This window comes from Pseudochrobactrum lubricantis (genome assembly GCF_041929865.1).
Taxonomy (GTDB): Bacteria; Pseudomonadota; Alphaproteobacteria; order Rhizobiales; family Rhizobiaceae; genus Pseudochrobactrum; species Pseudochrobactrum saccharolyticum.
In genome coordinates, this window is the sequence record NZ_JBHEEE010000001.1 from 231,764 (window position 1) to 257,576 (window position 25,813).

Annotated in this window: 25 protein-coding genes; 13 read left to right on the plus strand and 12 right to left on the minus strand. The window is 53.6% G+C overall.

Annotated elements, in window-relative coordinates:
* Positions 1 to 8 precede the first annotated feature (8 nt).
* Positions 9 to 722 (minus strand): DUF6683 family protein, encoded by a 714-nt coding sequence (locus JNC80_RS00965; RefSeq protein ID WP_376709225.1) that lies wholly within the window; start codon positions 720 to 722, stop codon positions 9 to 11.
* A 224-nt stretch (positions 723 to 946) separates the two neighbouring features.
* On the opposite strand from JNC80_RS00965, the gene JNC80_RS00970 reads away from it, so the two are divergent.
* Both JNC80_RS00970 and JNC80_RS00975 read left to right on the plus strand, forming a co-directional pair.
* On the plus strand, positions 947 to 1,510 hold the full coding sequence (locus JNC80_RS00970) for a hypothetical protein (RefSeq protein WP_376709226.1): 564 nt from the start codon (positions 947 to 949) through the stop codon (positions 1,508 to 1,510).
* Positions 1,511 to 1,609: 99 nt separating this feature from the next.
* Positions 1,610 to 2,422, plus strand: coding sequence for an arginase family protein (locus JNC80_RS00975; protein WP_376709227.1), 813 nt, complete (start codon positions 1,610 to 1,612; stop codon positions 2,420 to 2,422).
* Positions 2,423 to 2,453: 31 nt separating this feature from the next.
* On the opposite strand, the gene JNC80_RS00980 is transcribed toward JNC80_RS00975, so the two are convergent.
* Genes JNC80_RS00980 through JNC80_RS00995 form a run of 4 tightly spaced genes read right to left on the minus strand, consistent with a single transcriptional unit; the run spans position 2,454 to position 6,568 of the window.
* Complete coding sequence (locus JNC80_RS00980) at positions 2,454 to 3,728, minus strand: F390 synthetase-related protein (protein WP_376709228.1); 1,275 nt, start codon at positions 3,726 to 3,728, stop codon at positions 2,454 to 2,456.
* Positions 3,725 to 4,585 carry an MBL fold metallo-hydrolase gene (locus JNC80_RS00985; protein ID WP_376709229.1) on the minus strand — a complete coding sequence of 287 codons (861 nt, stop codon included), beginning with the start codon at positions 4,583 to 4,585 and terminating at the stop codon, positions 3,725 to 3,727. The genes JNC80_RS00980 and JNC80_RS00985 overlap by 4 nt, the downstream gene beginning before the upstream one ends.
* Entirely contained in the window at positions 4,569 to 5,546 is a 978-nt protein-coding gene (locus JNC80_RS00990; protein ID WP_306401917.1) for an NAD-dependent epimerase/dehydratase family protein, read from the minus strand. The genes JNC80_RS00985 and JNC80_RS00990 overlap by 17 nt, the downstream gene beginning before the upstream one ends.
* Entirely contained in the window at positions 5,546 to 6,568 is a 1,023-nt protein-coding gene (locus tag JNC80_RS00995; RefSeq protein ID WP_151158957.1) for a 3-oxoacyl-[acyl-carrier-protein] synthase III C-terminal domain-containing protein, read from the minus strand. The genes JNC80_RS00990 and JNC80_RS00995 overlap by 1 nt, the downstream gene beginning before the upstream one ends.
* A 176-nt stretch (positions 6,569 to 6,744) precedes the next feature.
* On the opposite strand from JNC80_RS00995, the gene JNC80_RS01000 reads away from it, so the two are divergent.
* The 11 genes from JNC80_RS01000 (at position 6,745) to JNC80_RS01050 (ending at position 18,299) form a co-directional block, all read left to right on the plus strand.
* The gene (locus tag JNC80_RS01000; protein ID WP_376709230.1) at positions 6,745 to 7,365 is read left to right on the plus strand and encodes a phosphatase PAP2 family protein; all 621 of its coding nucleotides are present in this window, start codon (positions 6,745 to 6,747) and stop codon (positions 7,363 to 7,365) included.
* Positions 7,362 to 8,495, plus strand: coding sequence for a sterol desaturase family protein (locus tag JNC80_RS01005; protein WP_376709231.1), 1,134 nt, complete (start codon positions 7,362 to 7,364; stop codon positions 8,493 to 8,495). The genes JNC80_RS01000 and JNC80_RS01005 overlap by 4 nt, the downstream gene beginning before the upstream one ends.
* Before the next feature lie 101 nt (positions 8,496 to 8,596).
* Positions 8,597 to 9,652 carry a LacI family DNA-binding transcriptional regulator gene (locus tag JNC80_RS01010; protein WP_376709233.1) on the plus strand — a complete coding sequence of 352 codons (1,056 nt, stop codon included), beginning with the start codon at positions 8,597 to 8,599 and terminating at the stop codon, positions 9,650 to 9,652.
* Between the two features lie 109 nt (positions 9,653 to 9,761).
* The gene (locus tag JNC80_RS01015) at positions 9,762 to 10,778 is read left to right on the plus strand and encodes an ABC transporter substrate-binding protein (RefSeq protein WP_075654766.1); all 1,017 of its coding nucleotides are present in this window, start codon (positions 9,762 to 9,764) and stop codon (positions 10,776 to 10,778) included.
* Positions 10,779 to 10,988: 210 nt separating this feature from the next.
* The gene (locus JNC80_RS01020) at positions 10,989 to 11,816 is read left to right on the plus strand and encodes an ABC transporter permease (RefSeq protein WP_376709234.1); all 828 of its coding nucleotides are present in this window, start codon (positions 10,989 to 10,991) and stop codon (positions 11,814 to 11,816) included.
* Positions 11,813 to 12,610 carry an ABC transporter permease gene (locus tag JNC80_RS01025; RefSeq protein WP_075654281.1) on the plus strand — a complete coding sequence of 266 codons (798 nt, stop codon included), beginning with the start codon at positions 11,813 to 11,815 and terminating at the stop codon, positions 12,608 to 12,610. Before JNC80_RS01020 ends, JNC80_RS01025 begins: the two co-directional genes overlap by 4 nt.
* On the plus strand, positions 12,603 to 13,625 hold the full coding sequence (locus JNC80_RS01030) for an ABC transporter ATP-binding protein (RefSeq protein WP_213596550.1): 1,023 nt from the start codon (positions 12,603 to 12,605) through the stop codon (positions 13,623 to 13,625). Before JNC80_RS01025 ends, JNC80_RS01030 begins: the two co-directional genes overlap by 8 nt.
* 8 nt (positions 13,626 to 13,633) lie before the next feature.
* Entirely contained in the window at positions 13,634 to 14,560 is a 927-nt protein-coding gene (locus tag JNC80_RS01035; RefSeq protein ID WP_376709236.1) for a nucleoside hydrolase, read from the plus strand.
* Positions 14,557 to 16,377, plus strand: a complete 1,821-nt coding sequence (locus tag JNC80_RS01040; RefSeq protein ID WP_376709237.1) for an adenine deaminase — start codon at positions 14,557 to 14,559, stop codon at positions 16,375 to 16,377. The genes JNC80_RS01035 and JNC80_RS01040 overlap by 4 nt, the downstream gene beginning before the upstream one ends.
* A gap of 70 nt (positions 16,378 to 16,447) precedes the next feature.
* Positions 16,448 to 17,629, plus strand: coding sequence for a M20 aminoacylase family protein (locus tag JNC80_RS01045; RefSeq protein WP_376709238.1), 1,182 nt, complete (start codon positions 16,448 to 16,450; stop codon positions 17,627 to 17,629).
* Complete coding sequence (locus JNC80_RS01050; RefSeq protein WP_376709239.1) at positions 17,616 to 18,299, plus strand: phosphoribosyltransferase; 684 nt, start codon at positions 17,616 to 17,618, stop codon at positions 18,297 to 18,299. The genes JNC80_RS01045 and JNC80_RS01050 overlap by 14 nt, the downstream gene beginning before the upstream one ends.
* Positions 18,300 to 18,308: 9 nt before the next feature.
* Here JNC80_RS01050 and JNC80_RS01055 read toward each other — a convergent pair whose 3' ends face one another.
* From JNC80_RS01055 to JNC80_RS01085, 7 genes are all read right to left on the minus strand, one after another.
* Positions 18,309 to 19,517, minus strand: a complete 1,209-nt coding sequence (locus tag JNC80_RS01055) for a cyanate transporter (RefSeq protein ID WP_376709240.1) — start codon at positions 19,515 to 19,517, stop codon at positions 18,309 to 18,311.
* Between the two features lie 106 nt (positions 19,518 to 19,623).
* Entirely contained in the window at positions 19,624 to 21,384 is a 1,761-nt protein-coding gene (locus JNC80_RS01060) for an ABC transporter ATP-binding protein (protein WP_376709241.1), read from the minus strand.
* A gap of 31 nt (positions 21,385 to 21,415) precedes the next feature.
* Positions 21,416 to 21,778, minus strand: a complete 363-nt coding sequence (locus tag JNC80_RS01065; protein ID WP_022709500.1) for a Rid family hydrolase — start codon at positions 21,776 to 21,778, stop codon at positions 21,416 to 21,418.
* Between the two features lie 40 nt (positions 21,779 to 21,818).
* A complete protein-coding gene (locus JNC80_RS01070) occupies positions 21,819 to 22,178 on the minus strand; it encodes a RidA family protein (protein ID WP_022709499.1) in 360 nt (119 codons plus the stop codon).
* 53 nt (positions 22,179 to 22,231) lie between these two features.
* Complete coding sequence (locus tag JNC80_RS01075) at positions 22,232 to 23,086, minus strand: ABC transporter permease (protein WP_376709242.1); 855 nt, start codon at positions 23,084 to 23,086, stop codon at positions 22,232 to 22,234.
* A gap of 5 nt (positions 23,087 to 23,091) precedes the next feature.
* On the minus strand, positions 23,092 to 24,096 hold the full coding sequence (locus tag JNC80_RS01080; protein ID WP_376709243.1) for an ABC transporter permease: 1,005 nt from the start codon (positions 24,094 to 24,096) through the stop codon (positions 23,092 to 23,094).
* 179 nt (positions 24,097 to 24,275) lie between these two features.
* Positions 24,276 to 25,787, minus strand: a complete 1,512-nt coding sequence (locus JNC80_RS01085) for an ABC transporter substrate-binding protein (RefSeq protein WP_022709496.1) — start codon at positions 25,785 to 25,787, stop codon at positions 24,276 to 24,278.
* Positions 25,788 to 25,813: the final 26 nt, after the last annotated feature.

Below are 25,813 nucleotides of genomic sequence, written 5' to 3' on the forward strand. Positions count from 1 at the left end.
ATCAGACTTCACCGGAAGCCCGCTGCGGTTATTTTCACTTCCCGCAGGTTCATATTCATCTGGTTTTGAAAACGGGCAACCGCCGCATCACTGAGACGGCGGATCATCACTTTGTCACCGCGTTTGAGCGCATCAATATAGGCCGCATGCTGGACAAGAAAATTCAGCATTGAGGTTTCTGCGAGCGCCTGACGCTCATCATTACCCAAGCGGGAAAATCCCGGATTATTGCTCAAGGCCTGCCGGACTTGCTGCCGCACAGCACTCGCTTGCTGCTGATTATTATCGCTGCCATTGGCCATCATCCAGTTCAGGATCAGATAGGCAGCAATGGCATCAACCACATCGCCGGAGCGAAATCCGTCTGCCTTAACAATACTGACCCAGCTGGCGACCGGATTACGTTTGCGGAAGATTTCCCGCACTTGCTGTCCGGCCTGACGTCCCGATGTTTTTTCCACGAAATCCGTAAATTGTCTTTGCACCCGTAACGATACAGCCGGAGATACACGATAGGTTGTGGAAACCGCTCTTTGCTTGCTTTTCCTCTGCGGTGCAGGGCGCTCCCGCGCAGAGGGCATCATGTTATCGCGCATGGACTGATGCATCTGTCCGAGCGCATCGCTCGCCGCAAAATTCTGGAACAAATAATCCTGCGCCATGCCGGAATTCGGCACACCGAGGAACAGGATAACCGCCCAGCAGAGGCGTTTGCTACTCATGCAATCTCTCCGTATCACGTTGAGGAAAGCTCAGAATATTCAGACCATGGTAGCAGATGATTTTTCTGTGTCCATAAAGTGGCCGAAGCTTCATAAAAATCTATGGCCGCGTCTTTGATTAACGTCAGTTGAAACAATAAGTGTAATGTCACCACCGGAAAGCGCTGATATTGAATATTTTAGTCAATGGAACAATTTCACCTATTTCATGAGTTGAAACAGCTATGACAATCATTCGCAAAATACCGGTACTGAAAATCATTATTACAATTGCAACATTGTATAGTGCGCCGGTTTATGCGGCCAATATCACATTGGACAGTTTCATCGGTGCAACAACTGACATTGATGCTGCAAAGCTTGAAAAACTGGCCGTTGCGGTTGAAGCAAATCTTCCGGAAACAGCCAATCATTTGCAGAGCAATCTTGGCGGGCGCAAAGCCCTGCAACAATACGCATCTGCTATGCTGACACATGGGCAGGCAGAGCGTTTGGGCAAGCAATGGACGGGACTTATTGCGAATAGCGCTATGCTGGACAAGGCTGAGAAGAAAGACGGCAGCGTATGGTTTCCCCATGCAAAAGATGCCGGTTTCTTTGCCGGTGGCATTGCCGCAGCGCTCAGCCAATACCCTCAGACGACCGGAAATTTCAGCACCGGAGCCGGTCTGACTGCACCGGCAGCAGGGCAGGATATTGCGGAATGGTTCTCCCAATCTGTATCTGCGCTGTCGCGTCCGGCGCGTGCTGCATTCGACCAATCCCTGCGTGCCGCTGCCGTGCACTGAATATGTTGTTCGGGGAAAAGTTTAAAGATGACAAATATTTATCCCGCTTATAGAAGTGCGTAACAGCAAATTCCGTTACCATGAAAAGCGAGTCCGGATATGGCCTTCGACATCATTCTTTCTCAGGGCCGTATTGCCGACCGTACATCGGGCGCAATTCCCGGTGCCGCCCTCACCGCCGCTATGGTTGGGGAGCTCATCCCCGCAACGGCCACCACGGTCGGAACACCTTCACCGGCCAAAGAGGATGACTGGTCAGAGAGCCTGCCTCAGGCACATGACACATTAACTGCTATCAGCAATGCCGTGGCAAACAGCCTTCGCCAAAACCGGATACCGGTTTTGCTTGCCAATACCTGTTCAGCAAGTCTCGCCAGTCTGCCTGTGGCTGCCCGCGAACGACCGGACAGTGTGGTTCTGTGGATCGATGCCCATGGCGATTTCAACACCCCTGCCACAACCGGCTCCGGCTATCTTGGCGGCATGGTTGTCGCTGCGGCCTGCGGCCTGTGGGACAGTGGCTCCGGGAGCGGCTTGCGGCCGGAACAAGTGATTATTGTCGGCGGACGGGACATTGATGATGAAGAAGCTGCATTGCTGCAAAAAGCCGGTGTCCGCGTTATTCCGCCATCAGAAGTAACACCGGAAGCCATTATGAAAGCCACCGGCGATGCACCGGTCTGGATTCATGTTGACTGGGATGCGCTTGAACCGGGCTTTGTGCCTGCCGCTTATAAAGTGCAGGACGGCTTGCTGCCGGAACAGCTCCGCGCATTATTTGCAGCGCTGCCGCGTGAGAAAATTGCAGGGATTGAACTTGCGGAATTTGAAGCATCGGATGACGATCAGGCCAATGCCGCAGCGCTCGGCATCCTGAAAGAGATTGTCACTCCTTTATTCACAAAAGGGTAATGTCCAACCTGCTGACTACTCACAGGCAATCTCAGGGCTTAGCGATGACGCGCCGTCGCTTCTGATCGTGCTGCCTATGAATACCTGTATGAAAGCGCAGTTCCGGCAATTGCGCTTTCACTGACATAGCCTGTGCCGCCAAATTACGCGCCACCTCTGCACAGGCCTGTTCATAGTCAGCCGCTTCCAGCCATATTTCCAAGAGTTTCTGGCCGTGCTGTACAGTCCGGTAATCGCTGATGCCGGCCTTGGCTGTTGCCATCGCCTGCCGGATAAGATCAGACGGGATCATGCGCAATGTGCCGTCTGCTGTGCGCCAATAGAGAATATCATCGCAGCGCCCCTCAATCCGCTTCAGACGAAGACTGGCACAACCGCACGGACAAGGCTCTTTATCGGGGATTAATATATCCTCGAGACGATATTTCAGCACCGGCTGTGTCTCGCGCGTCAGATCTGTAATGATTGGAGCAAATGCGCCGCTGGCTTCATCAATGATATCACGCTCAATATGCATATAGGCTTCGTTAAGATGCAGATTACCGGCGCGGCAGGTCATGCCCAGAACACCTTCCGTGCATTGATAGACCTGATCGACCCGTATGCCAAACACCGCTTCAATCGCGCTTTTGTCCTCCGGCGACAGCACTTCCGCCACGGAGATAATACAGCGCGGGGCGATATTGATTATCCGCTCCTTCTGCGCCTGTGCCAGCAGACCAAGAATTTGTGCCGGTGCGATCAGCACTGTGGGTTGCTGATCCGCCAGTCTTTGCAAATGGCTGTTAAATGATTGTAACAGATCATAAAATTCAAAACTGATCAGCGCATTGCCCAGCCGCTCATAGAGCATATTATTGGCGCGCAGAAACAGGGACACACGCTGCCGCTGCAGAAATGACGGTGAAAAGCGCCCCAGCATCAGCGCAGCCCATAATGCCCGCTCCCGCTTGTTCGAGGCAAAAAGCCCGCGTTGTCCCGATGTGCCGGTGGAAAGCCCCACAGCAATATTGCGGATCATCGGTGCGAAATCACGCTCCTGCTCAGAGGTCAGCGCAATATGCAGTGCTTCTTCCTTAGTGATACCGACGGTGTTGATATCAGTGAAATGCTCCATCATCAGAGCTTTATTCATCAACGGCCAGTCAGACAGCGGCTTACCGGCATAAGGTGCATAAAAAGGAGAGCGCGGCATGATATTGCGGCGCAAATGCTGAAACGCCTTTTGCTGATGCTGCGAAATCGCCTCACGGGATGCAAAACCTTTGCCATATCGGGCACGGAGAAAGACGGTAAGCGGGTTCATCCTCTCTTCTCGCAACTGTTCAGAGGATAGGCTTCCATGCAATGCGAGGCCATAATCCGCACCTGCGGATTGGCCAGATGAAATGCGCGCAGCTTTGCAAAGGTCTCGATAAAAGCATTGCGGTCGCCAAGACGGCGTAAAGTCATATCCGGCGGCAACCGGTTTTGTCTCAGTGCTTCAAGGCTCCAGATCGCGTCCGCCACCAGAAAAATTGCGCCTTGTGTTGTGGCAGGCAGAAACAAACCTGTCTGACCGAAGCCATGCCCCGGAAGTTCCACAACCAGCGCCGACTGATCGCCCAGAAGGTCATAACCATTGCCGAAAGCCTCAAGCCCGTAAGTTGCAAGACTGACGCAAGGCAATGACTCGACGGCCTGCAAATTAAGAGACTGTAGCTTATCGCGGATGAGCGCCGGACATCCCGCCTGTAAAGTCGCAAAACGGGGTGCGGCGAGTTTCTCAATCGCCTGACGCGATGTTATCACCGGCGGCATTACAGGCAGATCGAACAGGCCCGACACATGATCGGCATGAAGATGCGAAAGAAAAACAAGATCGGGCTGAGCAATGCCACGCTTTTGTAACTGTTTTGGCAGGCTGTCATCAGCATCAAAGGTAACGGGTGTCAGCCAGCGGTAAATCCGCTCGGGAAAAGGTGCCGTTGCCTCTCCGAACAGCTTTCCGTACCCCGTATCAAACAGAATTGTGCCGCGTACCGGATGGCGCAGCACTGCAATACCGGCAGGAAAACGCCCGATACGCCACGGTGCACCGCGCTGCGTCATCGCCAGCGGCCCGCTGCAATAGCCGACATGAAAAGATGTAAAATCCAGAATGGTTTCAGAGATTGCCGGCATAATCTTTAATACCATCCTCAATCGCCACGGCTGGTCTGTATCCCAATTTTACCTGCGCTTTACTGATATCCAGTGTCAGACTGCGACCGAGCGATGCCACCGCCTGACAGGTCAGCACCGGCTCGCGGTCAGGTGCGAAAATGCGATGCAAAAATTCCAGCCCTTTGGCCAGCCGCATGGCATTACCATAGGAAATATGAATTTCACGCGGATGAGCATCATTTAATGCACAGACCGCTGCCAGCAATTCCGAGAAACGGTAAGCCTTGCCGGACGTGATATTGAAAACCTCACCGCAGGCATTTTCACTGAAACCGGCCAGCGCCATAGCCTGTGCTGCATCGGACACATGAGTAATATCGATCCGGCTTTGCCCGCCGCCGATCATTGGCACCCGCCCGCGGCGGATTGCCTGCAACAAACGCGGCATCAGTGAGCGGTCACCGGTGCCGTAAATCGCTCTGGGACGTAACGCACTGGTGCGCATAGCTCCCTGCCGGTCTGCGGCAAGCACCAGACATTCCGCTTCATATTTGGTACGGGCATAATGACTGGGAAAAATTGCAGGCAATTCCGCATCTTCTGCCAGATTAAACCGGTCTTCTCCGTTGGCATAAATACTCGGTGAAGATGCGAAGACAAACCGCGCCACATCCGCTTTGCGTGCAGCATCCAGCAGGCGCTGTGTCGCGGTTACATTGATCGCCTGAAATTCCTCCGCTTTACCCCAAGCTGTTGAAAGAGCGGCGCAATGAAAGACAATATCAACCTGCTGAAAGGCTTGCACCGGATAATCGGCGCGCAGGTCAAAAGGAATAAACTCAATCCCCTGCGCTTGCAGCAATTGACCGGCATACGCATCACGCCCCTGTGCCAGAACCTGATGTCCCTGCGCAGACAGATATTTTGCCAGAGTGTTGCCGAGGCATCCTGTTGCCCCTGTCACAAGTATCTTTGCCATTAATACCGCAATATTGTTCCGCCGATAGAAATCCCTGCCGAAGTACCGGCAAGCAAGACCAGATCATTGCGCTTAAGCCGTTGTTCCGTCACCGCCATATGCAGTGCCATCGGAATGGATGTGGCGATCTGATTGCCGAAACGCGAAAATGTCTGAATAACCTTATCCGGATGAAGTCCGATCCGTGCCAGCCCGTGTGTCAATGACGGGCCGCTCGCCTGATGAGGAATGATACAGTCAATATCAGCAATATTCAGCGCACCTTGCGCGAATAAACGCTTCAAAAATCGTGGCAGATAACGCGCTGTTACGCGGAAAGCCGCCTGCCCGTTCATGCGAAAATAAGAAGCATCCGCTGCCGCCACCGGATCAACCGCGGCTGATATTCGTGTGCCGCCACCAGCGAGAACACAGGCATCGCGCCCTTCCGAATAGGTTTCAAATCGGCTGGCAAGCAGACCTTCCCCGTCGGCTGTCAGCACAACGGCTGCTGCACCATCGCCAAAAATGGCGGCAACATCCGGCTCATTCCAGTCCAGACCGACTGAGGCAATATCTGCGGAAAAGATCAGTACATTGCGAGCAAGCCCCAGTTGAATTTTCATAGCGGCAAGATCAAGCGCCTGAATAAAACTGAGACAGGTTGCATTCACATCATAAGCTGCAATACCGGATTTCCCCAAACCCAGCCGGTGCTGAACCAATGTGGCCGTTGAAGGAATAACCTGCTCCATAACCCCGCAGGCGCCAAGGATAAGATCAAGCTCCTGCGGCGCAATACCGGCAGCATCCAGTGCCTGCAATGCGGCCTGCTCAGCCATGAAAGAACTGGTTTCCGCACCTTGCGCCACATAGCGGGCATTGAGGCCAAAGCGGTTTTCCACAGTACCGGACGGCCAGTCCAGCATCGCATCAATTTCCGTGGAGAGAACACATTTTTCAGGCAGATAAGCGCCGGTTCCTGCGATTTTCAACCCTGGTTTCAATCCGGGATTTCCCGCACCATTTTCAACGATGGCCATTGATACTCGCATTTAAATTATGGTGTTCCTTAACGGGGTCGCATGATAGCCGGCCTCCGTCAAGAGACGTTTTGTAACGGAGTTTAGTGACAATGACGGCAAAGTCAGGCTATTTAACGGGTCTGTGTTTCAGCGAAAGAGCATGTTTCGCAGACGGGAAATGAGCGGGAGACCGGATGAATTCGCTGTATTTGCGCCTTTGGGCTATGCTGACCGGCTGGGGTGCTGTCGGGCTGATTTACAGCCTGACCAGCAGTCAGGATCAGGCATCGGCCATCATGCTGCAACCGTCAGCGATTGATTTGTGGTTTGATTTCGACCCGAATGCTATCTGGCTATACTTGTCATTTTTCCCGCTGGTGGCGCTGGCATATCTGTTTTGCCCGCAAACACGGCTGATCTGGCTGGCGAGATCCATGCAGCTTTCTGCCTTAGGCGCAGGGATCATTTTCACTTTCTGGCCGACAACAATGCAGTTTCCGCCGGTTACACAGGATACATTCAGCGCCTCGGTTCTGAAATTACTGATCCAATATGATTCATTGCAGAACTGCCTGCCATCCCTGCATGTGACGCTCACAATACTGGCAGTCTGCGCGCTTTGGCAAAGAACGCATATTCTGCGCAGCTCCGTTATAGCGCTGTGGGGCGCAGCGATTACAGTGTCTATTCTGCAATTACATCGCCACCAATTTGTAGACCTGATCGGCGGAGCGGCTCTGGCTATCTGTGCAGGCCTGCTCACGCAACGGGTGCTGAATATCAGAGCGGAAATGGCTGTGAGGCGCGCCACATGATCGCTATTACCTTTCCGATTTTTCTGCTGATTATCCTTGTGCTTAGTGAAATGATTATCCTGAGCAAAACGGGCAAGGAAAAAGTCGACTGGCATGATGTGGTGTTCAACCTGAATTCCGGCCATCTGATGCTCTGGCTGTTTCGTGGTCTGGAACTTGCCTGTTACGGTTTTATCGTTGCAAATTTCAGCCTGAATATTGTGTCGGAGTGGTCACCGGTCTGGCTGTGGCTTTTTGCTATTCTGATGTGGGATTTCTGCTTTTACTGGCTGCATCGTCTGCATCATAAATTCGCGCTGCTCTGGGCCGTGCATGTGGTGCATCATCAGGGAGAGCATTTCAATCTGTCGCTGGCCGTGCGCAATTCATGGTATTCCTCCCTCGCCTCCATTCCCTTCTTTATTCCAATGGCACTGCTGGGCGTTCCGCTATCCGTCTTCATTACGGTTTCGGTGCTGCATTATGCCATTCAGTTGATGAACCACAGCGCTCTCACACCAAGACTTGGTTTTCTGGAATATATTCTGGTCACACCGGCACATCACCGCATCCATCATGTGGATGACAGAGCCTATTCGGACTCGAATTATGCAGGAAGTTTTGTGTTCTGGGACAGGCTGTTCGGCACCTATCGTCCAGATCTGCCTGAAACAGATTTCGCCTATGGCGTAAAAGGCAACAAATCTTCTCAGAACCCGTTTATTGCCAGCAATGAGCCTTTCCGCCAATATTTGCAGGCACGCAGAGAGAAGAAACAACAGAAAGCGCCGGATTTTGTCAGTTCCGGTTTTATTATCTTAAGCGGCGCGGTCATCCTGTTTGCGCTCGTTACCGGCTATATCTGGCTCTATGGCTATCAGCTCAGCCAATCTGTCACAGAACAGGCTTTGCTGTTCATTTTCCTCGCAACCGGCTCCATTGCTTTAGGCGGTATCAGTGAGGGCAGACAATGGGCAGTTCTAGGCTGGTTTGCGATTACATGGCTGATGCTGCTCAGTTTTGCCCTGTATTTTCAATGGCACGGCCTGTTCTGGATGATTTTTATGGCTGCCTTAGCCGCACACAGTACCGCAGTATTATTAGGCTGGGGACGCATTGCCGTAATCCACAGCGCTGACACCCTGAAATAATCTCTGCAACCTATCCGGTAAAACATCCGTCTTAGTCGCATTGACTCTCCGGCGAAGAAGCCGTATCGAAAGATGATTAATCGTTTAATCAAGATCGTCTTATGTCCGATTCCCTGCAACCAAAACAAACGGTCAATCTTAGCGATGTCGCTAAGGCTCTTGGCGTGTCAGTTGCAACGGTGTCCAATGCCTTGTCCGGCAAAGGACGCGTATCGGCCAGTCTTATCTCCCGCATTAAAACTAAAGCTGCCCAGATGGGTTATGTCCCGAGCCATACAGGGCGGGCTTTGCGCACAGGGCGCAACAGCGTGCTGGGTCTGGTCTTGCCGGATATTGCCAATCCGCTGTTTCCGCAGATTGCACAGGCGATTGAAGCAGCGGCTGCGGCTGCCGGTTATGGTATTCTGATTGCAGACTCGCGCGGCGATGTCAGTCTGCAGACAGAGGCGATCAACCGCTTGATTGAATATGGTGTCGATGGTCTGGTGATTGTACCGCGCCTTGGCACCCGCATTGCGGATCTGGATATTCCTGTCGCGGTGATCGACAGCCCTTCCACACCGGGCAACACGGTTGCGGCGGATCACTGGCAGGGCGGCGAACTGGTCGGCCAGCATCTGGTGTCCGGCGGACACCGTAAAGTGCTGCTGATCGGTAAAAATCCGGCCTCTATCGTGCAGAATGACCGCTTGGGCGGTATTCGTGCAGGATTAGGCAGACAGACAGACATTGATGTTCTGTGGATTGAACATCACGAGGCTGAATTCGGCAAAGGTGCCCATCTCAGCCTGAATGAGAAAATTGCATCCGGCACAACGGCCATTGCCGCCGTGTCCGATGTGCATGCCCTGCGTGCGATGACCGAGCTGTATCACAGCGGGTACCGCGTGCCGGATGATGTCAGTGTTATTGGTTTTGATGACCTGTTCTGGGCGTCAGGCATTACGCCTGCACTTTCCACCGTGCGCATGGATTTGCCGCGCATCGGTGAGATTGCCATTGCCTCACTGGTACAGGTGATTGAGAGCAAAAGTGAAAATCGCAAAGGACCGGTGCCGACTTTCGGCACATCCCGTGTGCCTATGACACTGATTGCCCGCCAAACATGCCGTTCTATTCTGTCTGATCACTCATCAGAGCATTTCCAGTATCAATGAAAACATCAGAAATGCTCTGTCTCTTTGTTCTTATCGCATTATCCGGACGAAAAACCGGTTCCCACTTTTTCTGGAAATGCTCCAACTCCGCAAAAGGACTTTAAAAGTGCTGAAGAAACTCATCGCCGCATCCACCATGGCGCTTCTGACCACAGCGTCTTACGCCGCTGACAAGACCCTGACCATCTCGGTTTACGCTTTTGCGCAGGATGATTTTAAAGAAATCCTCTACAAGCCGTTTGAAGAAAAATGCGGCTGTAAACTGGTTGTTGAAACCGGCAACAGCGTAGAGCGTCTGGCTAAAATGGAAGCCAACAAAGCCAGCCCAGTTGTGGATATGGCTGTTGTTTCCATGGCGGATGCGCTGCAAGCCTCCCGTGCCGGTCTGATCGACAAGATCGACACAGCCAAGTTGTCCAACTTTGACAAGCTCTACGACATTGCCAAAGACCCGAACAAAGACGGCATGAGCGTTGGCTACACCTTCTACGCGACATCCATCGTCTACCGCACCGACAAGATGAAAATCGAGTCCTGGGCAGATCTGCTGAAGCCTGAATATGCACCGCATATTGCTTTCCCGAATGTGACCACCAATCAGGGCCCGACAGCACTCTATATGCTGGAAAAATCCCTCGGCCATAATGAAGCTGATCTGAAAAACGCCATTGCTGCGGTTGGTGAGAAATCCAACGATATCGTAACTTTCTACGTTAAATCCTCGCAGCTCGTTCAGCTGATGCAGCAGGAAGAAATCTGGGCAGCGCCAATCGGCCGTTTCTCCTGGGCGCCTTTCACCAAGCTTGACCTGCCGCTCGGCTGGGCAACACCGAAAGAAGGCCAGACCGGCGGCATGAATGTGATGGTTGTTGCCAAGGATTCCAAGAACCGTGATCTGGCGCTCGAATTCATGGACTTCTGGCTCTCCACCGAAATTCAGACCAAGATTGCTGAAAAGCTGGTCGACAGTCCTGCCAATAAGGAAGTCAAGGTTTCCGACGAAATTGCCAATAATCTCACCTATGGCGAAGAAACCGCTAAAAGCCTTCAGCTCATTCCGTCCGATGTCGTTCTCGATAACCGTGACACATGGCTGAAAGAATGGAACGCCAAAATCGGCCAGTAATCCGGCCACAATAACAGCAGCTGCCCGTAACATTTTCAGTTCACGGGCAGCTTTCTTTTTTGATCTATGCCCCCGCCTCCAGCTAGAGCGCCGGGCGCCCTCTCGGGCGCACAAAGGTCGCTCTAACACATTATATTTACACCATAATTCCTTAAATTGTTTCAAATTTAAGGAATTATGGTGTAGGCCACCTGTCTTATAGGAAAGCTTATGTTCAACAACCGCACCGAAGCCATGTGGCTGGCCTTGCCGGCAGCGCTTTTCGCGGCACTTGTCTTCCTCGTCCCTGTTATTCTTCTGCTGTCTGAAGGTTTCAGATCGACAGAAGGATGGACAATTGCCCCATGGATTGATTTTTTCTCCGAGCCGATGAACCGCACCGTGTTCTGGCGTACCCTGCGGCTGGGACTGGAAGTAACCGTTGTCGCCGCGATTATCGGCTATGCTACTGCATGGGCGATTGTCGGCCTGCCTGCCAATTCTAAAGGCCGCATGATCGGCCTGATTATGCTGCCGACGATGATCTCGCCGGTTGCCCGTACCTATGCGTGGATCGTTATTCTCGGCCGCACCGGTATTATCAATCAGGCCCTGCAGGCTGTGGGCTTAAGCGATGCGCCGCTGCGTATTCTGTTCACCGAAACCGCAATTTTCATCGGTCTGCTGCAGCTCTTCCTGCCGCTAATGGTGATCTCGCTGATCAGTGCGCTGGAAAACCTGCCCAAAGATGTGGTGCCTGCAGCCCGTGTTCTCGGTGCCAGCTGGTTTACCGTTTTCTGGAAAATCATTCTGCCGCTGACCAAAGAAGGTCTGGTTGTCGGCGGTACTCTGGTTTTCACCGGTTCGCTCACCGCCTATATCACACCGGCCATTCTTGGTGGCTCCAAGGTTCTGATGCTGGAAACACTGCTTTATCAGCATGTAACCGTATCCAATAATTTTGCTGCGGCCAGCGTTATCGCACTCATTCTCGTCGTGATGAGTTTCGCCGCTAATATTCTTCTGAAGCGTATTGCGACAGTGAAGGGCAAAAAATGAACTCGAATTTGCTTTCACGGCTGATTAATCCGGCCAATCTGGTTCTCTGGCTCGTCATTGTCTTTCTGATCGGCCCGTTCCTCATCATCGTTGCCGCCTCTTTCTCGGCAGGCGACACACTGGCATTCCCGCCGCAGGGCTTCTCGCTAAAATGGGTTTATAAGGTCTTTACCATCGAGAGCTTCCAGCAGAGCTTCGTCACCTCCATGGTTCTGGCGGTCGGCGGAACTCTGGTGGCCTTGGCACTCGGTGTTCCGGCAGCCTATGCGATGGCGCGCTATGACATGCCGTTTTCTGAAACCGTGCGCACGATTGTCTCTTCGCCGATCATTGTGCCGGGCATCATCGTCGGCCTGGCACTGCTGCGTTATTTCGTGGTGCCGGTTGGCATGTCCATCACGTTGGCGCTGTTTCTGGCGCATACGGCACTGGTGCTGCCTTACGCAGTGCGCGTGGTGTCTGCCAGTCTCAACAATCTGCGCTCAGACATGGAAGAAGCGGCTGTGCTGCTCGGTTGCTCGCGCGCCGGTGCATTCTTCCGTGTGGTGATGCCGAATATCAAAGGCGGTATTCTTTCCGCTTTCATTCTCGGCTTTGTCACCAGCTTCAATCAGGTGCCGGTGTCACTGTTCCTCTCCGGCCCCGGTGTGCGCACCCTGCCAATCGATATGCTGGGCTATATGGAAATCGTGTTTGATCCTTCCATCGCAGCCCTCTCCTCTCTGCTTGCTTTTCTGTCCATGGGCATTGTCCTTCTCGCAGAACGTTTCCTAGGATTCTCCCGCTATGTCTGATCAAGCCTTTCTTACTCTCGACCAGCTGACACTGCGTTACGGCAACACCACGGCCGTGGATAAACTCAATCTCACAATCAACAAAGGTGAATTGCTGGCGCTGCTCGGCCCTTCGGGCTGCGGTAAAACCACCACCATGCGTGCGATTGCAGGCCTGATGGACGTGGCAGGCGGCACCATCCGTCTGGACGACAAAGACATTACCCGTGTTGCTGCCAATAAGCGCGAAATCGGGCTGGTGTTTCAGTCCTATGCGCTGTTCCCGCATCTCACCGTATTTGACAATGTTGCCTTCGGCCTCAAGCTCAAAGGTATCAAGGGTGATGAACTGCGCCAGAAGGTTGAAAGCGGTCTGAAATCCGTTGGTCTGGCCAAATTTGCTGACCGTAAGCCGCCGGAATTGTCCGGTGGTCAGCAGCAGCGTGTTGCCCTTGCCCGCTCGATGGTGATGGAACCGAAAGTGCTGCTGCTCGATGAGCCGCTGTCCAATCTGGATGCGCGTCTGCGTCTCGACATGCGCACCGAATTGCAGCGCGTGCAGCAGGAAACCGGCGTCACCATGATCTTCGTGACCCACGATCAGGCAGAAGCGCTAGCGCTCGCTGACCGTATCGTGGTGATGCGTGCCGGTGCGATTGAACAGATCGGCACACCGGAAGAAATCTACAATCATCCGGCATCGCGCTTTGTGGCTGACTTTGTCGGCTTCGAAAATGTCTATGCGATCCGCGACGGCAAACTCTATTCCGAAACTGGTGAAGTGCCGCTCAATGCACCATTGCCGAAAGCTGCCGGTCTGGCGTTCCGCCCGAAGATCGTCACGCTTGGTACCGGCCCGCTCAAAGGTATTGTGCGCGGCGCCGCATTTGCCGGGAACACCCGTGAATATGTGCTGGAAACACCATTCGGCTCAGTCAAAGCCGATGTTGATGCCGCTCTGCCTGCCTATGCACTGGGCGATGAGGTTGCCTTTGATCTGCCAATTGATCAGGCGGCAATTCTGGAACGGGAGTAAATTTCAGCATGGGTGTCTGGATTGATACGGATATGGGCTTTGATGATATCGCCGCCATACTGGTGGTGAAACATCTGGGTCTTGAAATCGACGGTGTGTCTCTCGTTTTCGGAAATACGGAACTTGGTCAGGTCTGCCGCAATGCGGCTGGTGCGACACAGGTTTTCGGCTGGGATTTTCCGATCTATCGCGGACGGCACAAACCGGTTCTGGCGGAGATTGAAACTGCCGCCGGAATTCTCGGTGAAACCGGCATTCCGACACTCGGCCTGAATTTACCTGTCTGCGAAGACAATACACAGGGCTGTGCCTTCACCGCCCTGTGCCACTGGCTGGAAAATACCTGCGGCACCAAGCGTGTTCTCGCGCTCGGCCCCCTCACCAATATTGCCGCACTGGCACTGGCGCGCCCCGATCTGGCAGCACGGATTGACGAGCTGGTCTGGATGGGCGGCGGCGTAGGCAAAGGCAATCACACGGCCTCAGCCGAGTTTAACGCTCTTGCCGATCCGGAAGCACTGGCAATTGTACTTGCCCATGAGCTGCCGCTGAAAATGGTGGAACTTGATTTCTGCCGTAAAACTCTCGCCACACCGGATGATGTGCATCCGATCCGCGCAGCCGGTGGTGCCAATGCCGCTTTGATTGCCGATATAACCGGCGGCTTTATCAATATTGCGATCTCGCGTGGCCGCACGGCCATGGCGCTTTATGATCCGGCAGCCGCTGTGGCCTTCGCCCGTCCTGATCTGGTGCGTTTTGACAGGGCGTTCATTGGTGCGGAACTTTGCGGCTCGATGACACGCGGCCGCACCGTGGTAGAAACCCGCTCCAGCCATGCCGCCTTCAACGCGGCCTATGCAGCTGACGGCGATGCGGAAGCCATTCTCGGCATTATTTTCGATGCCCTCAGAACAGAGGCAGCCAAATCATGACACATGCAGAACCCTTTGATCTGAGTTCTCCTGAACTGCGCCTTAGAGCAGCAGCCGCGGCACGCGGTGCAGAAGCTTTTGACAGCCTGATCATCAACGGCACCGTCATTGATATGGTGACCGGCGAACATCGCCGTGCCGATATCGGCATCACCGGCGCTCTGATTGCCTCCGTTCATGCACCGGACAGCCGCAAAGATGCGGCCAAAATCATTGATGCCAAAGGCGGTTATATCACGCCCGGTCTGATCGATACGCATATGCATATTGAAAGCTCGATGATCACCCCTGCCACCTATGCCAATGCTGTGGTGCCGCGTGGTGTAACAACCATTGTCTGGGACCCGCATGAATTCGGCAATGTACATGGCGTAGCCGGTGTTGACTGGGCAATTGCTGCGACCCGTGATCTGCCGCTGCGCACGATTATGCTGGCACCTTCCTGTGTGCCGTCCGCACCGGGGCTGGAACTGGCCGGTGCAGATTTTGACGCTGATGTGCTGAACAATCTGCTGGCGCGGCCTGAAATCGGCGGTATTGCCGAGGTCATGACCATGCGCAATGTCATTGACGGCGAGCCGCGCATGAGCGCCATTGTCCATGCGGGACTTGCAGCGGGCAAGCCGGTTTGCGGTCATGCACGCAGCCTCACCGGCTCTGATCTCGCGGCCTTTATGGCAGCGGGTGTGACTTCCGATCATGAGCTGGTTTCCGGCCAAGATCTGATGGAAAAACTGCGTGCCGGTCTGACGATCGAGATGCGCGGTTCCCATGACCATCTGTTGCCGGAATTTGTGCAGGAACTGAACCGCCTCGGCCATCTGCCGCAAACTGTTACCCTCTGTACGGATGATGTGTTCCCTGATGATCTGCTCAATGCCGGTGGTCTTGATGATGTGGTGCGCCGCCTCGTGCGCTATGGCATGAAACCGGAATGGGCTTTGCAGGCGGCAACACTCAATGCAGCGCGCCGCTTTGGTCGTGATGATTTGGGGCTGATTGCAGCAGGTCGCCGTGCTGATATTGTGATCTTCGACAACCTGTCCGATTTCACTGCGCAGACCGTGCTGACCAATGGTACCGTAGCTGCTGAAAACGGCATTCTCGCACATGCCCTCACCAGCACCAGCGCCGGTGATTTCCTGCAATCCATGAAGATCGGTGCTTTAAGCGCCGATGATTTCCGTATTCGCAGCGATGCCAAGCGTGTTGTTGTGGCAACCATTGACCGCCCGCGCTTTACCCAATGGGGACAAGCGGAAACGGACGTTGCCAATGGTTTTGTAGTGCCGCCGCAAGGTGCAACTATGATTGCCGTTGCTCATCGCCATGGTCGTGCAGAGGCGAAACCGCGCGTTGGTTTTCTGCGCGAATGGGGCAGCTGGCGCGGTGCTTTCGCCACCACCGTTTCCCATGACAGCCATAATCTCACAGTCTTCGGCGGCAATGAGGAAGATATGGCACTCGCAGCCAATGCCGTGATCGCTGCCGGTGGCGGCATGGCTGTTGCACTCAATGGCAAAGTCACCGCCCTGCTGCCACTGCCGGTCTCCGGTCTGGTGTCCGAGGCATCGCTGGCCGATGTCGCCAAGCAATTTGCAGCTTTGCGCACAGCTATGGATGATGTGGTGGACTGGCAGCCGCCTTATCTCATTTTCAAAGCCTGTTTTGGTGCAACACTGGCCTGCAATGCCGGCCCGCACCAGACCGATCAGGGCATTGCCGATGTTAAAACCGGACAAGTGCTGGCTTCCCCAATCTTGCTAGAGCGTGTCGCGTTTAATCTCACTCATGGCGCTCGCCCTAGTTTTTCTTAATTGTCGCATGTTCGCGAACGCTAAATGAGTCCATTTAGCTGCGACATGCTTTAGTGACAGAGTAATACCTATGACTGACCCTATCCTCGACGATATTGCTTTTCTGACCGAGCTGCGCCGCGATCTGCATGCGCATCCTGAACTCGGTTTTGAAGAAGAGCGCACCTCCGATATTATTGCCAAACTTCTGGAAGAGGCAGGTATCACCATTCATCGCGGTCTTGGCGGCACAGGTGTGGTCGGCACTTTGCAGATCGGTAACGGCACCCGCACCATTGGCCTGCGCGCCGATATGGATGCGCTGGCCATGCCGGAAATGGCGGATCGTCCTTATAAATCAAAATTCACCGGTAAAATGCATGCCTGCGGCCATGATGGCCACACCACGCTTCTGCTGGGTGCAGCCCGCGCTTTGGCCAAAAGCCGTAATTTCTCCGGCACTGTGCATTTCATCTTCCAGCCTGCAGAAGAAGGGCGCGGTGGCGCCAAGCGCATGGTTGAAGAAGGACTGTTCAATCTGTTTCCGTGCGATGCGGTCTATGGCCTGCATAATATGCCGGGTCTTGATACAGATGAAATCGCTGTGGTTGAAGGCCCGCAACTTGCCTCTTCCGACAGCTGGCGCGTCACCTTCCGCGGCACCGGCACCCATGGTGCAAAACCGCATTTCGGCAAAGATCCGGTCACGGCAGCCGCAACTTTCATAGCCTCATTGCAGACAATTATTGGTCGCGTGGTTGACCCGCTGCAACCGGCTGTCGTCAGCGCCTGCTCCTTGCAGGCCGGTGATCCGAAGGCGCTCAATGTTATTCCGGATATTGTGGAAATCGGCGGCACGGCCCGTGCTTATACCCCGCATGTCCGTGACCAGCTTGAGCAGGAAATCGGCCGCCTCGCACAGGGTACTGCGATGATGTATGGCATTACTGCCGAGTATGACTTCATTCGCCGCATCCCGCCGGTCGTCAACAATGCCGACGCCACAGCACGTGCATTGCGTGCCGCGCAGGATGTATTTGGCAGCAAAGTGCGCACCAGCTTCCCGCCTTCCACTGCGGGTGATGATTTCGCCTTCTTCGCCGGTGAAGCTCCGGGTTGTTATGTCTGGCTCGGCAACGGCCCTGCTGTCGACGGTGCCCTGCACCACAATACCGCCTATGACTTCAATGATGATGCCATTGAACATGGTGTACGTTTTTGGACGCGCCTTGTGGAGCAGGAATTGTCGGGAGACCATGATGCAACCGCATGAATTCTGGCAAAAACTCTATGCGCCTGAAACATTTGATGTGCAGGGCGTGCATGAGACTTTCTTTCCGGCAACGCTGGATGACGGTCGTCAGCTGCAACTGCCGATCCGTCCGCTCTCGGATAAACAGCACGCGCTGGCATCGCTGATCGTCAATCAGGCGGCCTTTGATGTGGTGGATGCTTTGTCCGATGATCTGGCCGCTAAACTCAAGGTCTTTGAGCCGGATGTGATTGTCGGTCTGCCGACGCTGGGTCTGACCCTTGCCAGCGAAGTGGCACGTAAACTCGGGCACAGCCGCTATGTGCCTTTGGGGACATCGCGCAAATTCTGGTATGAAGAAGAATTGTCGGTTCCGCTGTCTTCCATCACCACACCGGATCAGATCAAGCGGCTCTATATCGACCCGCGTATGCTGCCGCTGCTCGATGGCTGCCGCATTGCTCTGGTGGATGATGTGATCTCCAGCGGCACGTCGATTGTAGCAGCGCTCAATCTGCTGAATTCCCGTGCACTCAAGCCGGTCGTTATCGGTGCAGCCATGCTGCAAACCCAGCGCTGGCATGCGCCGCTTGAGCAACTCGGCGCAGAATTTGCCGGGATGACACGCGGCTGTTTCACCACACCGATGCTGAAGCACGGCGAAAACGGCGGCTGGATAATCGCCACATGACAAGACCATTTACAGGTCAGATGCATTCACAGGCTCAGTCAGCAACAACATAGCCGGACTGTAAGTTTCAGGATCAAGACGCCTGGTCAGGATTGCCGCAATAGCAATGCTGACCATGTGCCATTTCCAGCCTGCAGCAAAACTTCCGGTCTGCTCATGCAGCACGGAAACAATCAAAGGCGGCAGAGCTGCCAGCAAAAAGCCCCCGCCCTGCATGACTGCGGAAAGCGCTCCGGCCTGTAACGGGTCAGGAATGTGCTCCAGAGCCACCACCAGCAGCAGTGAAAAACAGCCCCCCAGTCCGGCACCGACAAGCGCAACATAAAGAAACGGAGCGCTTGCTGGTGCAAAAGCAAAACCGGCAAATCCTGTAAACTGCATCGCAAGCGCCAACCGCAGCCATGGTCTGCGATCCCTGCTGTTGCCCTGTGCCAAAGCAGGCATAATCAGCGCGGAAACAGCCTGACACAGTGCCATAACGGCAAGCAGACTACCGCTCGCCGTAACACTCCATCCCGCTTCCTGATAATAAGGCGCAAGCCAGGCTATGACGGATGAATAACCGCCATTCACCAGCCCGAATGCAATCATCAGCAACCATGTCCGTGGACGGGAGAACAATTTTGTCAGGCTTTTACCGGTCTGAACTGAAGAAGAAGCAGGAAGTACCGCCCATACCAGAACAGTTGCAAGAAGTCCCAAAATTGCAAAATAACCGAAGCCTGCCTGCCATGTTCCGGTCAGCTGCACAATAACAGGTGACAATTGCGCGCCAAGCGCGCCGCCTGCCAGTAGCATAGCGGAATAAAGCCCCATAATATTGGCAAAACACTCGGGAAAACGCTGCTTGATAATTGCAGGAAAGAGAGCCTGCACCGCCGCAACACCAAGGCCGATAATAGCTGCTGTCATCAGCAATGCAGGCCCTGTGGTTACAGTCAGCCGCATCAAAGTGCCGACAGTAATACAGGTCAGCGCCGCAAGAAGAATACCGCGCATCTCACCCGTGCGTAACAATGCGGGACCGGCAAATGCCACGCAACCCATCAGCGCCATAGGTATCAGTGTCAGCAGCGCCATACCGTGATGGCTCAATCCGGTTGCGTGACTGATATCTTCTGCGAGAGGGCCGATAGCCGCAATAAAGGGCCGGAGATTAAGCGCCACAACAATAACAGCCATCAGGAAAAGATAATTTCTGCCCTCCTTCATATTCATCTTTCTCCTGATCGTTTTACCTGCAGGCATAGTGAAACAGGCAGCCGCGCACCACGCTCACAGCGCCCTGAAAACTGCCTGCTTTACCGGTATCTTGTCTTATATGTCAGCTGATACGTGCGTAATGTTCAAAGCCGACGCTCTTCAGCGGAATTGCCTCATGCTGATAGCCGACCGGACGGATCGGGCTTTTGAGTTCACGGGACAAGAGCTTGCGCTCACGACGCTTCTCCGGATGCACAATCGGCACCGCATCCAGCAAACGCCGCGTATAAGGATGTGCAGGTGAACTCAAGACAGCATCACGCGGGCCGATCTCGATAATCTCCCCCAGATACATGACCGCGATGCGATCGCTGACTTTTTCAACCACCGCCATATCATGGGAAATGAAAAGGATGGAAATGGCATATTCCTCCTGAATTTCCTCCAGCAAGTCCAGAATTTGCGCCTGAATGGACACATCCAGAGCGGAAACCGGCTCATCGGCAATAATCACCTTCGGGTTCAGAGCCAGTGCGCGGGCAATGCAGATACGCTGCCGCTGACCACCGGAAAACTGATGCGGATAGCGGTCTGCCTGTGCTTTTGTCAAACCAACCCTGTCCAGTAATTGCAAAACCCGTGCCTGTATTTCAGCGGCCGTTCCCAGACCGTGAATATGCAGCGGTTCTGCAACGATCTGCGCAACTGTCATACGCGGGTTCAAAGATGCATAAGGATCCTGAAAAACCATCTGGATACGTTTGCGTGTTTCACGCATATCCGAGGCATTCATGTCTCCCAGTTTACGTCCCTGCAGCCATATTTCACCGCTATTGGCCTGTATCAGTTGCATGATCGCTTTGCCGGTCGTGGATTTACCGCAACCGCTTTCGCCAACCAGTGATAGGGTTTCTTTTTCCCGTAATTCGAAGGAGACATTCTCCACGGCGTGAACATTGGCAACAACGCGCTGAAACATACCTTGACGCACAGAAAACCGTGTCACGAGGTTGCGCACACTCAGTACAGCATCCGATGTATTCTCAATGGCAATGGCATCATTACCGCGCATTTCGCCAAGTTTAGGCGCAGCATCCAGCAAGCGGCGGGTATATTCATGCTGCGGATTGTTGAAAACAGCGTGAACCTCCCCCCTTTCAACAATTGCTCCGTTCAGCATCACCACAACCTTGTCGGCGATCTCGGCCACAATGCCCATATCATGGGTAATCAGCAGAATGGCCATGCCGGTTTCCTGCTGAATAGTTTTCAGCAGAGCCAGAATTTCCGCCTGCACAGTCACATCCAGTGCTGTCGTCGGTTCATCAGCAATCAGCAAATCCGGCTTGCACAGAATGGCCATGGCGATCATCACACGCTGGCGCATACCGCCTGAGAGCTCGTGGGGATATTGTTTCAACCGTCGCTCGGCTTCCGGAATACGCACCTGATTAAGCGCCTCCAATGCGAGGCGCCCTGCCTCAGCCTTGCTCACCTGCCGGTGCCGGATAACAACTTCAGCCAGTTGCGCCTCAATTGTCAGAACCGGATTGAGCGAAGTCATCGGCTCCTGAAAGATCATGGCAATCCGGTCACCACGCAGCGCCTGCACCTGCTTTTCATCCATCGCGTAGAGATCAACAGCCTGTCCCGTTTTGTCATAGAGCAATGCCTGCCCGCCGGTGATTGTGCCGCCCATAAATCCGACCAGCCGCATCACCGATTTGGCCGTTACCGATTTGCCGGAGCCGGACTCACCGACCAACGCCACGATCTCCCCGCGCCCGATGGCAATATCTATGCCTTTCACCGCAAAGGTTGAGGCATCCATACCCTTAAACTGTACGGCAAGGTCAGAAATTTCGAGCAATTTTTCGGTCATCATAATCTCCGGCAAACAGGCTTTTATGGTCTCAGCAAGCGGCGTAAGCGCGAATTTCCACGGCGCAGTCACGCCGTGCCGCATGTCCCGTTACAACCGACAATGCCGGAACACCTTCAGGATCAATCCAGTCATTCCACACTTCGCAAAAAGCGTCATATTCGCTGATATCGAACAGCCAGACCTGCACCATCAAAATGTCTTTGCGCGATGATCCGACACTCTGAAAATAGTCATCAATGATATTCAGGATTTGCAAAGACTGGTCTTTGACATCTCCCCCTTTATCCGGTGCTGTCAGACAAACCGAAGCCAGTTTGTCGGATGCTTTTCCGAGACATATTCTCGGCTGATGTCCTGCTCCGTCGATCCGGCCAAGCTCTCTCAGTTCCATAGGGTTCTCCAGTTCTTAAGGCTTGAGTTCGGTCTGTGTTTCAGCTGCGATAAGCAATCACAACAGCTTCCACGAGCACATCGGAACGGTAGAGTTCTCCGCTGACGCAGGTACGTGCCGGCGGGTTGGCAGGGTCAGCCCATTCATTCCACACAGAATTCATGGCACCGAAATAGCGCATATCTTTCAGCCAGATATGAACAACGAAAATGGATTTGTGATCGGAGCCTGCGGTTTCCAGAAGCCGGTCGATCTTCTGCAGCACTTCTCTCGTCTGCTCTTTAATATCGCCGCTTGTGTCGGTTGCATGCACACCGGACAAAAACACCATATCATTATGAACAACGGCCATGCTTTTCAGAGCGCCATCAGTCTTTGAGATTTCAATACGTTCGACCAAAGTAGTTGTTCCTTCTTTTTAAGTTGCAGAATTTTTGGATAACGAAGTTCAGATCATCTCGTACTCAGACGAGGATCAAAATGCGTCCTGAGAACATCACCAAGCAGATTGATCGCCAAAACTGTGGTGAAGATGCAAAGGCCCGGGAAAAATGCCATCCACCAGGATGTGCTGATGTAAGAGCGGGCATCTGCAAGCATTCCGCCCCATGTCGGTGTTGATGCAGGTACACCCAGCCCCAGAAAACTGAGACTTGATTCAGCAATAATCGCTGTCGCCATGGCGAAAGTACCGACAATCAGGGATGACTGGATGAGATTAGGCAGAATATGTTTCCACAGGATGTGACCGTCCCGCGCACCGAGTGACCGTGCAGCCACAACAAAATCCCGCTCGCGCAAGCTCAGCGCCTCGGCGCGTGCCAGACGGCAATAGGGAATCCAGCGTTGTGAGGCGAGCGCGATAATCAGAATGCCCAAGCTCTGGCCAAGGAAAGCGACAATGGAAATCGCCAGCAGCAAAGGCGGGAAAGCCCAGACGACCTCCAGAAATTTCTGAATGACAGAGTCAACACGACCGCCGTAATAGCCGGAAACCACGCCGAGTGTGACACCAACCAGACCGGAGAAAATAACCACGGCAACGGCAATAATCAGCGAAACACGCGAGCCGTAAATGATACGGCTTAACAGATCCCGACCGACATGATCCGTGCCGAGAAAATGCGGGCCGGTCGGTTGCGGCGGCATCAAAGCCAGCATCAGATCCTGCTTATTCGGATCAAACGGTGCCAAGAATGGTGCAAAGAGGCTTGCGATCAACAACAGGCTGACAACACCCAGCCCGAAAGCAGCTTTCGGCGTTTTGACAATCTCTGTGAGTTTTTCTGTACTGAAGCGGAAAGTCATCGGCGTTACCTCAGACGGATACGCGGATCGACAATCGTGTAAATCATGTCAATCACGAGATTAATGAAAACGAAAAGCGAGGTGTAGACGAGGACAAGGCCGGTAATCAGCGGAAAATCGCGGAAAGTTATGCCCTGCAGCAGCAGATAGCCGATGCCGGGCCACGAGAAGACCGTCTCGACAATGATCGCGCCGCTGATGAGTGTGCCGAATTCAAGCCCGATGATGGTGACAACGGAAATCAAAGCATTGCGGAAAGCATGGCGCCACAAAACGACACGTGCCGACATACCTTTGGCGCGGGCGGTCATGACATAATCTTCCTGCAGATTTTCCAGCACGGATGCACGGGTAATCTGCATGATGATGCCCGCCATATTGGTGCCTAATACGATAACCGGCAATGTCAGATGTCGTACCGCATCCCAAAGCGCATCCAAGCGCCCTGCAAGTAACGCATCGATTGTCAGAAAACCTGTAATAGCCGGAACATCCATACCCCATGTTGCACGCCCGCCCGATGGCAGGAGGTTAAACATACCTGCAAAGAGCAGGATCAGGAGAATACCAAGCCAGAAATTTGGCAGGCTGATGCCGAAAAACCCGCCGATTGAGCCGATCGTATCGACAAAGGAGTTCGGCTTGCTTGCAGCCCAGACACCAAGTGGCAATCCCAGAATGACGGCAAGCAGTGTGGAATAGATGGCAAGCTCAATACTGGCCGGCAAACGCTGTAAAATGAGATCCATGACAGGTTCGCGATAGCGGAAGGATTCTCCCAGATCTCCCATCAGTGCATTCTTGATAAAGGTCAGATACTGAATATAGACAGGCTGATCGAGCCCCCAGGCAATACGGATATGCTGCCGGATCTCTTCAGTTACCTCATCGCTGACCAGCATATCCACAGGATCGCCGGGTGCGAGTTTTATCAGTACAAAAATCAAAAGTGTCACCATGAAGAGCACAGGAATTGTGCCCAACACGCGCTTCAGCGTATAGCCCAACATGGAAAATCCTCGGGAATTGACCGGAGCATGCCACGGCGAAGCGGAAGTAAACTTCCGGCTGCGGCATACGCAATATTAAAAAGACGGGTACATAGTCTGATCAGTGCAACCGGATCGGCAGGCTCCCGAAACCGGACAGGAATATCCCTTATCCGGTTTCAGAAAATCCGCATCGGAAATCAGCGCAGGTGGATTTCCCAGCCGTTCACGCGGTCGGCTTTGCTCGGTTTGAAGTCGATGCTTTTGGAAACACCCCATGCCAGACGGTGCAGCCAAAGGAAACAAGCCGGAGCGTCTTCCGTGATTGTCACCATGGCTTTATTCAGCATGGAGACCCGTTTGGTGAAGTCAAATTCTTCACGCTCGGCCTGCAGCAATTTATCGACTTCCGCATTGGAATATTTCAGACGCGGTGATGCACCGGTTTCAAAATATTGCGCCAGCGCAGGGGACGGATCCAGCATATTGCCGCGCCCCATATAATAGAATGGTGTGTCGCCGCGCTGTACATTCGTCCACAGAGTTGCCCATTCCGGTGTCTTCAGCGTTGCTTTAAAGCCCGCCTCTTCCAGCATCGGAATAATCGCTTCTGTGATCTGGCGGTCTGCAATATAGCGTCCTACCGGCGTGTAAAGATCAACCGCAGCACCGGTTGCACCTGCCTCTGCCAGCAAGCTCTTTGCTTTTTCCGGATTATAATCAAACGGTGTCTTGTAATCAGCGTCATAGCCAAGCTGACCTGCACCGACCGGTCCGTTCAGCAAGGTTGCCTGATTACCGAGAATAGCGCGGGCAATACCCTCACGGTTGATTGCATGACATACCGCTTTACGTACCCGTGCATCATCCCATGGCTTGGTCTCAGGGCTCATGGCAATGAACATAGCTTCTGCGGAATCGACCATTTCAACTGTCGCATTCGACATTTGCTGCACGCGGTTAATCAGTTGCGGCGGAATTCCCTGCGCGATCTGCACCTCGCCATTGGCCAGCGCGGTCACACGCTGCTCCGGCTCGGTCATCATCCGGTAGAGAATGCGCTTCGGATTTGTCTCACTGACCATCGGATGGCCATCCACGCGCTCAATCACAATATGGCTGCCGATACCGACTTCCACCAATTTATACGGGCCTGCACCAATCGGATGCTGACGATCAGCTTCCTGTGCGCCGTATTTGTCATAGATGGATTTGGACGTGATCTGCATGAATGCCAGATAATTCGGCAGTGTGGAGATTTTTTGCGTTGTTGTAATCCGCATACGCAGATCATCAAGCGCTTCAACATTTTTAATATACTGGACAGAGGCCTGCGACATGCTCTGCGGGTCGTTACGCGCGCGCTCCATCGAATGGATCACATCTGCAATGACAACCGGATCGCCGTTATGACGCTTCTGATCCGGCCGCAATGTCAGAATCCAGTTCAGGTCATCTTCAGGCTCAAGGCTCTCCGCTAAAAACGGAACAAATTTTGCCTGTTCAAAATCCCAGCGTGTCAGGCAGCCATAAATCTGACACCAGATCGAGCCGATCAGCACAACGGAATCCGCATAGGGATTATAACCCGTAACACCTTCGGTAATCGCAACAGTGATCTGATCAGATTTCTGAGCCTGTGCCGGTGATCCCGCAACACTGACAGCCAGTGCAGCTCCCAACAGCAGGGCCTTTTTAATTCCCTTAATCATCTTTCCCCTCCTCTTTTTATGTCATG